Origin of the sequence: Desulfotruncus alcoholivorax DSM 16058 (assembly GCF_000430885.1) — a bacterium.
In the GTDB taxonomy this organism is placed as follows: Bacteria; Bacillota; Desulfotomaculia; order Desulfotomaculales; family Desulfallaceae; genus Desulfotruncus; species Desulfotruncus alcoholivorax.
In genome coordinates this window covers 1-6,646 of sequence record NZ_AUMW01000050.1, presented here as the reverse complement: position 1 = coordinate 6,646, position 6,646 = coordinate 1, and the positions used below count along the sequence as shown (strand labels likewise).

General features: G+C 43.5%; 4 protein-coding genes, 1 tRNA gene and 1 pseudogene. 5 read left to right on the top strand and 1 reads right to left on the bottom strand.

Annotation, left to right across the window (positions count from 1 at the left end; translation table 11 throughout):
* Positions 1–365: 365 nt before the first annotated feature.
* Positions 366–453 (top strand) — tRNA-Leu (locus tag H569_RS0116735).
* 176 nt (positions 454–629) lie between these two features.
* Here H569_RS0116735 and ilvC read toward each other — a convergent pair.
* Positions 630–1,628, bottom strand: a complete 999-nt coding sequence (ilvC, locus tag H569_RS0116725; RefSeq protein WP_027365924.1) for a ketol-acid reductoisomerase — start codon at positions 1,626–1,628, stop codon at positions 630–632.
* A gap of 292 nt (positions 1,629–1,920) precedes the next feature.
* Between ilvC and H569_RS0116720 the strand changes: the two genes are divergently transcribed.
* The 4 genes and pseudogenes from H569_RS0116720 to H569_RS20805 all read left to right on the top strand — a co-directional run.
* On the top strand, positions 1,921–2,964 hold the full coding sequence (locus tag H569_RS0116720; protein ID WP_027365923.1) for a hypothetical protein: 1,044 nt from the start codon (positions 1,921–1,923) through the stop codon (positions 2,962–2,964).
* 278 nt (positions 2,965–3,242) lie between these two features.
* Positions 3,243–4,016, top strand: coding sequence for an ATP-binding protein (locus H569_RS0116715; RefSeq protein ID WP_027365922.1), 774 nt, complete (start codon positions 3,243–3,245; stop codon positions 4,014–4,016).
* Between the two features lie 99 nt (positions 4,017–4,115).
* Positions 4,116–6,134, top strand: coding sequence for an anaerobic carbon-monoxide dehydrogenase catalytic subunit (gene cooS / locus H569_RS0116710; RefSeq protein ID WP_027365921.1), 2,019 nt, complete (start codon positions 4,116–4,118; stop codon positions 6,132–6,134).
* A 27-nt stretch (positions 6,135–6,161) separates the two neighbouring features.
* Positions 6,162–6,646: pseudogene (locus tag H569_RS20805) on the top strand (acetyl-CoA decarbonylase/synthase complex subunit alpha/beta); the annotation flags it as partial.

The window sequence follows — 6,646 nt, the reverse complement described above, 5'->3', positions numbered from 1 at the left end:
CTTTACAATCAATTTGCTTTAAAATTTGATACAGTTTATCTTCCTTATCGAAATTTTTAATTAAAACTTCAAAGGGAAAAAGCATTCCACCAAGAATATACATGTTTAGGGTTTCACCTCTGCTTGTGTTTTTTGTTGTGGGAATGAAAAACACTTCTATAGCAATCTGGTGAAACCTTTTATTTTTGGCAACTTTGTTGAGATATTTCAACTTTTTGGGTTAGGGTAAATTTGTTTTCCTTTGTTTTAAGACCCTTTTGTTTTATGGGGTTGGAATTATGCAATTGGCTCGTTTAAACATTTTTATTGACACAATAAATCATATATGTTAATATTACTTTTGTGCGAAAGACAATTAAATTAATGCGGCAGTGGCGGAATTGGCAGACGCGTAAGATTCAGGTTCTTATAGGCGCTACGCCTGTGGGGGTTCAAGTCCCTTCTGCCGCACCAACAATTTTACGGCCTTCAGTTTCATTCAAAGCGATGAACTGAAGGTCGTAATTATTTTCCACCTTTTTACACCACCCGGCGCAAGCTGGTTTTTTTACTTTCCACTACAAAACAAACGGCCCGTTAACAAACGGACCGTTTTTACATTATTTACTTAAAATTATCTATATTAAACCTTACTTATTTTTTTTCAGCCAGGGCATCATCTGGCGGATTTCAGCGCCGACCTGCTCAATTAGCAGCTCACGCTCCCGTTTTTTGATAGCATTGAAGACCGGCCGGTTAACTTGGTTTTCCAGCATCCATTCGCGGGCAAATTCACCATTTTGTATTTCACTGAGTATCTTTTTCATTTCTTTCCTGGTTTCTTCTGTTATCACCCTGGGGCCGCGGCTATAATCGCCGTATTCGGCTGTATTACTGATGGAATAACGCATCATACCAAGGCCGCCCTCGTAAATCAAGTCTACAATCAGTTTAATCTCATGGAGACATTCAAAATAAGCCATTTCAGGCGCATAACCTGCCTCAACCAGCGTATCGAAACCAGCTTTAATCAGCTCAGTAAGGCCACCGCACAGTACCGCCTGCTCACCAAACAAGTCTGTTTCGGTTTCTTCTTTAAATGTGGTTTCAAATACGCCTGCTCTTGTACTGCCAATGCCCTTGGCATAAGCCAAAGCAAGATCCCTGGCTTTACCTGTATAATCCTGATATACTGCAATCAAGGCGGGGACTCCTTTGCCTTCCTCATACATTCTCCGCACAAGATGCCCGGGGCTTTTAGGAGCAACCATAAATACATCTACATTATTGGGGGGCACGATTTGGTTGAAATGTATGTTAAAGCCATGAGAGAACATTAAAGCTTTTCCTTCTTCAAGATAGGGTTCAATTTCTTCAGCGAAAACTCGCCCCTGAATTTCATCCGGCAGTAATACCTGAATAATATCCGCAGCGGCGCATGCCTCTGCAACAATCTTAACTTCCAAACCGGCACCTTCAGCCTTCTCCCAGCTTGAACTGTCTTTGCGCAGGCCTACAACTACATCAATGCCACTTTCCTTTAGATTTAATGCCTGGGCATGTCCCTGGCTGCCATAACCCAAAACCGCAATTTTTTTCCCTTTTAAAAATTGTAAATCTGCATCATGGTCATAATAAACTTTTGCCACTTTCATTCATCTCCCTGGATTTATTTATATTATTTATCCTATTAAGCCTGCATTATGGCAATTTTACAGTTTTATTTCCAGTGTTGTCAATAAAAAAAGCCCGGCTGGTAAAGCCGGACGGGGAGAGATAGAACTCACCAAAGCGGAGTATTAGTATTATAAGCACAAAACAACATATTTATACATACAACCAGGACACTAAATTACTGCTAAAAAAACATTTATAAGGAATAAAAGATACTTTATCATCCATACTATATCTATAATATGGAAATAAAGGAGGTTCCCTGCCATGATAATAAGGTTTATTGCTGCTGCTTTTATTTTATTTGCCATTCTTACCGGCTGGACGAGCACTGCTGCCTATGCTCAGAGCGGCAATTACACCTATTTGATTTATATAAAAGGCTTAAAGGCTTCTGATATAGAAGGTAGTGAGCTTCCTAATCTAAAAAGTCTGGCCGACAATTCCATCAGCTATGCTAATGTTTCTAAGCCGAACCCCTTTCCTGAAAGTTTATATACTTTGTTTGGCGGCCCTAATAGAACTTCTTCACTGCCTAAAACGCTATCAAAAAATGGTGTTGACTGTTTACTAATTGACGGCTCCGGTGAAATACCCAAGAATTATTGTGATCAAAACAGTTTGGATTTAATATCCGGAACTAATGATAAAGATGTTTTAAATCAATATTTTTCTTTATTCCCTGAAAAAGATTATAATTTTGTGACTATATATTTGGATGACATTAATGACTCAGATACCTCAGAAACCCGTCGTTGGTCTTTAGTTGATAATCAAATCGGGTTACTATTAAATTATTTAATTAATACCAAAAAAATTGACAAAAGTTATATTTTCATCACCGGAGATACAGATCAACCTCCATTGTTAATGTTCAGGTATAATCCCAATTTTAAAGCAAATTACTATTATTGTAGCTTGATGGATTTAGGCCCGACCATATGTAAGATATATTGTATCAATTTGCCGCCAGGAATGTCCGGTAATATTCTTTACGAATTCTTTATTAATTCCACCGAACCAATGAGCATGAAAAGAATCGTAGATTTGCAGAAGCAATGCCTGATGGCCGAAGAAAAAATCAATCTTCTCCAAAAAAATAATAACTTGATAAATGCAGATAAAATTAAGATATTTGAGGAAAAATTAATTTTTGACAGGAAAATTTTAGAAAAAGAGAAACAAATAACTGGACTTGAAATTAAACTCAAACTGTTTAAGATTGCTGCTTTTTTGGGATTAGTCATCCTTGTAACCGGCTATGTTATAGAATATAAGGTTTTGCGCAAAAAATTTCTTATTTTTCCTTAAAGCATATAACCATATGTCCATTTTTTTTAATTTTAAACGGAAGGAATTTAATCGTTTTCGTCGAAGAATTCTGACAGGGTTATATTAAAATTTTTAGAATTTAATCATTATCTACTTAGAACAAAAATTAATCATGAATCCCAAGCAGGAAACAAGTCAACCTGCGTTGAATTTGAATTAAGTTGAACAGAATTTTTGGAATAGGGTTAAATTAACAATCCGGCGTAGATTTTAAATGCAAAAAGTATAAACTTAATTTAGCGGCAGAGGTGGAAGCAATGAAACTAGCCATTTCAGGAAAGGGCGGCGTCGGTAAAACTACAATAGCTTCAGCGCTAATTAATATTATTGCCCGGAACGAAGGCACCGTTTATGCGATTGATGCCGATCCTGATGCATGTTTGGCGTCATCCATCGGCATTCCTGATGAAGAAGCTGCCAGTTTAAAACCTGTTGTGGAAATGCGCGATGCAATCCGCAACAAAACCGGTAATGGGGCGTTTTATAATCTTAATCCCAAGTTGGACGATTTTATTGATGACTACAGCTATAAACTCGGCAACATTCGTTTTTTTAGAATGGGTGATCCCAAAAAAGGTGGATCAGAATGTTATTGTAGGGAAAATACTTTTTTAAACGCATTAATTTCGTCACTGCTGTTGGACCAAAATGATACCGTTATTATGGATATGGGTGCCGGCATTGAGCATCTTTCAAGGGGCACAGCCCGGGGTGTAGACATGATGCTTGTTGTTGTTGAACCCGGTCGCAATAGCATCAATACTGCAAAACAAGTTGAAAGAATGGCCAAGGACCTGGGTATACCTAAAGTTGGCATAATCGCCAATAAAATTCGCTCCGTAGGCGAAAAACAATTTATAGCCAAGAATTTCCAGGATGATTTAATTCTGGGTTATATTAAGTTTTCTGAGGCAATATGGGCAAACGCAATGGAACCTTCTCAAGCAGTAGAATTGGACAAAGATTTATTAGTTGAGATGGAAAAAGTTTGCCGTAAAATTTTAAGAGAGGTGGGTGGTAAATCTAATTAAGTGGTTTTACTTTGGTAACAGTCGGAGTTAGGGGGAGTTTTTTCGGCTGAACCATACAATTAGTTGTTCAGTTAACTTTACTTTTAGGAGGTTAAAGTAATGCCAAGGTTTAGAGATCCAAGCCACACTTGCAGACCTTCGGGCGCACCCAGAGTGGTTGACCCGAAGAGCATCAAACGATCCATTGATCCGGGCGTCATTGAGATGTTTGACATTGCCAAGGAAAGTGGCATGATTACTGCTTATGACCGCTTTGTAGCCCAGCAACCGCAATGTCAGTTCGGTTACAAAGGCATTTGCTGCCGTTTCTGCATGATGGGACCTTGCCGTATCAAGGCCGATGAAGGTCCCGGCAGCAGAGGTATTTGCGGCGCCAGCGCTTGGACCATTGCTGCCCGCAGCACAGGTTTGATGTTGCTCACCGGCGCCGCTTCCCATAGTGAACACGCCAGCCATATGGCCCATACCCTTTTAGAAATTGCCGAAGGTCATGCACCTGATTATGGCGTAACCGACACCAAAAAGCTGCATGCTGTGGCTAAACGTGTTGGCATTGATATAGAAGGGAAAGATGACACTACCCTGGCTAAAGAATTAGCCGAGGCAGCGCTTGCCGATTACAGCCGTCTGGATGGTTTCGGTGAGTCAACTTGGGTGAAAACTACCGTAACTGAAGGTCGCCTGGACAAGTTCCGTTCCCATAACATCATGCCCAGCGGCGTTTATAACACCATATCCAAACTGGTTACCCAAGCTCACGTAGGCATGGATAACGACCCTGTAAACTTAATCTTCAGCGCCCTGCGGGTTGCCCTGGCTGACTATGTTGGCATGCATGTTGGAACTGACCTGTCCGACATCATTTTCGGCACTCCCAGGCCGGTTGTAAGCGAAGCCAATATGGGGGTTCTCGATCCCGAGTGCGTAAACTTGGTGCTACACGGCCATAACCCACTCCTCAGTGAGATTATCGTACGTGCCGCCCGCGAATTGGAAGGCGAGGCGAAAGCTGCTGGAGCAAAGGGCGTAAAATGTATGGGTATCTGCTGCACAGGTAACGAAGTGCTCATGCGCCAGGGTGTTCCTATTTTAACTTCCTTCTCTTCTCAGGAATACGCAATTGCTACCGGCGCTGTTGACGGCATGGTAGTGGATGTTCAGTGCATTATGCCTTCGCTGCGCACTGCAGCTGAATGTTTCCATACTGTATTAATTACAACTTCACCGATTGTTAAGATCCCGGGTGCCGCTCACCTTGATTACAATGCGCCTACCGCTCTTGAAGATGCTAAAACTGCCATCCGTATGGCAATCGAAGCTTTTAAGTTGAGAGATCCCGGGCGGGTACACATACCTGACGTTAAGAACAAAGTGGTGGCAGGCTTCAGTCTCGAAGCTCTGTATGATATTTTCGCTTCTGTCAATCCGGATAACCCTGTAAAGGTGCTCACTGACGCCATCCAGAGCGGCGAGCTGAAGGGTGTCTGCCTGATGGCCGGCTGCAACAACGTTAAGCGGCCGCAGGATGACAGCCATATCACCATCGCCAAGGAAATGATTAAGAATGACGTGTTTGTAATCGGTACCGGCTGCGCCATGCAAGCCTGCGCCAAGCTCGGCCTGCTTGACCCGGCCGCTGTTGACGAGTATGCCGGCGAAGGACTCAAAAAGTTCCTGGCCCGCATCAGCGAAAACGCAAATCTCAGCACTGCGTTACCGCCAATCTTCCACATGGGGTCCTGCGTGGACAACACCAGGTGCTCCGACCTGCTGATGGCTATGGCCAACGAGATGGGGGTAGACACCCCGAAAGTTCCGTTTGTAGCCACTGCGCCTGAAGCAATGAGCGGTAAAGCCGTAGCCATTGGCTGCTGGTATGTGGCTATGGGTACACCTGTGCATGTTGGCGCTATGCCTCCATTGGAAGGTAGCGACCTGATTTATAGCATTGTAACCCAGGTTGCCGGCGATGTTTACGGTGGATACTTCATCTTTGAAATGGATCCGGCTGAAGCTGCCAAGAAGATGCTCAGCGCTCTTGAATACCGCACCTGGAAACTGGGCGTGCATAAGCATGTTGCTGAAGACCTTGAAACCGCCCTTTGCCAGAACTATTAATCCCAGTGGTCGAAAGGAGGATAACGCATGTCTGAACAGATCAACTTTGATCAAATTTTCGAAGGCGCCATAGAACCGGGCCAAGAGCCCAAGAAGCTGTTCAAAGAGGCCTACGAAGGGACCATTACCGCATTAAGCTACGCGGAGATCCTGCTCAACCAGGCCATCCGCACCTACGGCAAAAACCAGCCGGTAGGCTATCCCGATACCGCTTACTACCTGCCGGTCATCCGCTGCCTGAGCGGCGAAGAAATCAAAACCCTCGGCGACATGGTGCCGGTATTAAACCGGATGCGCAACGCCGTTAAAGAAGAGAAGACCTTCGCCAACGCCCGCAAGTGGGGCGAAGCCACCTGGTACGCCGCCGACATCATCGAGGCCATCAAATACATCAAACACACCAAAGAAAACCCGATTTACCAGGAACCCTGGACCGGCTTCATCGGCGACCCCGTGGTGCGCCAGTACGGCACCAAAATGGTGGACTGGACCATCCCCGGCGAAGCCGTTAT

Bases quoted from the DNA above. Each gene is read 5' to 3' on its own strand.
- H569_RS0116720 (WP_027365923.1), top strand. From the start codon at position 1,921: ATGATAATAAGGTTTATTGCTGCTGCTTTTATTTTATTTGCCATTCTT.
- H569_RS0116715 (WP_027365922.1), top strand. From the start codon at position 3,243: ATGAAACTAGCCATTTCAGGAAAGGGCGGCGTCGGTAAAACTACAATA.
- cooS (WP_027365921.1), top strand. From the start codon at position 4,116: ATGCCAAGGTTTAGAGATCCAAGCCACACTTGCAGACCTTCGGGCGCA.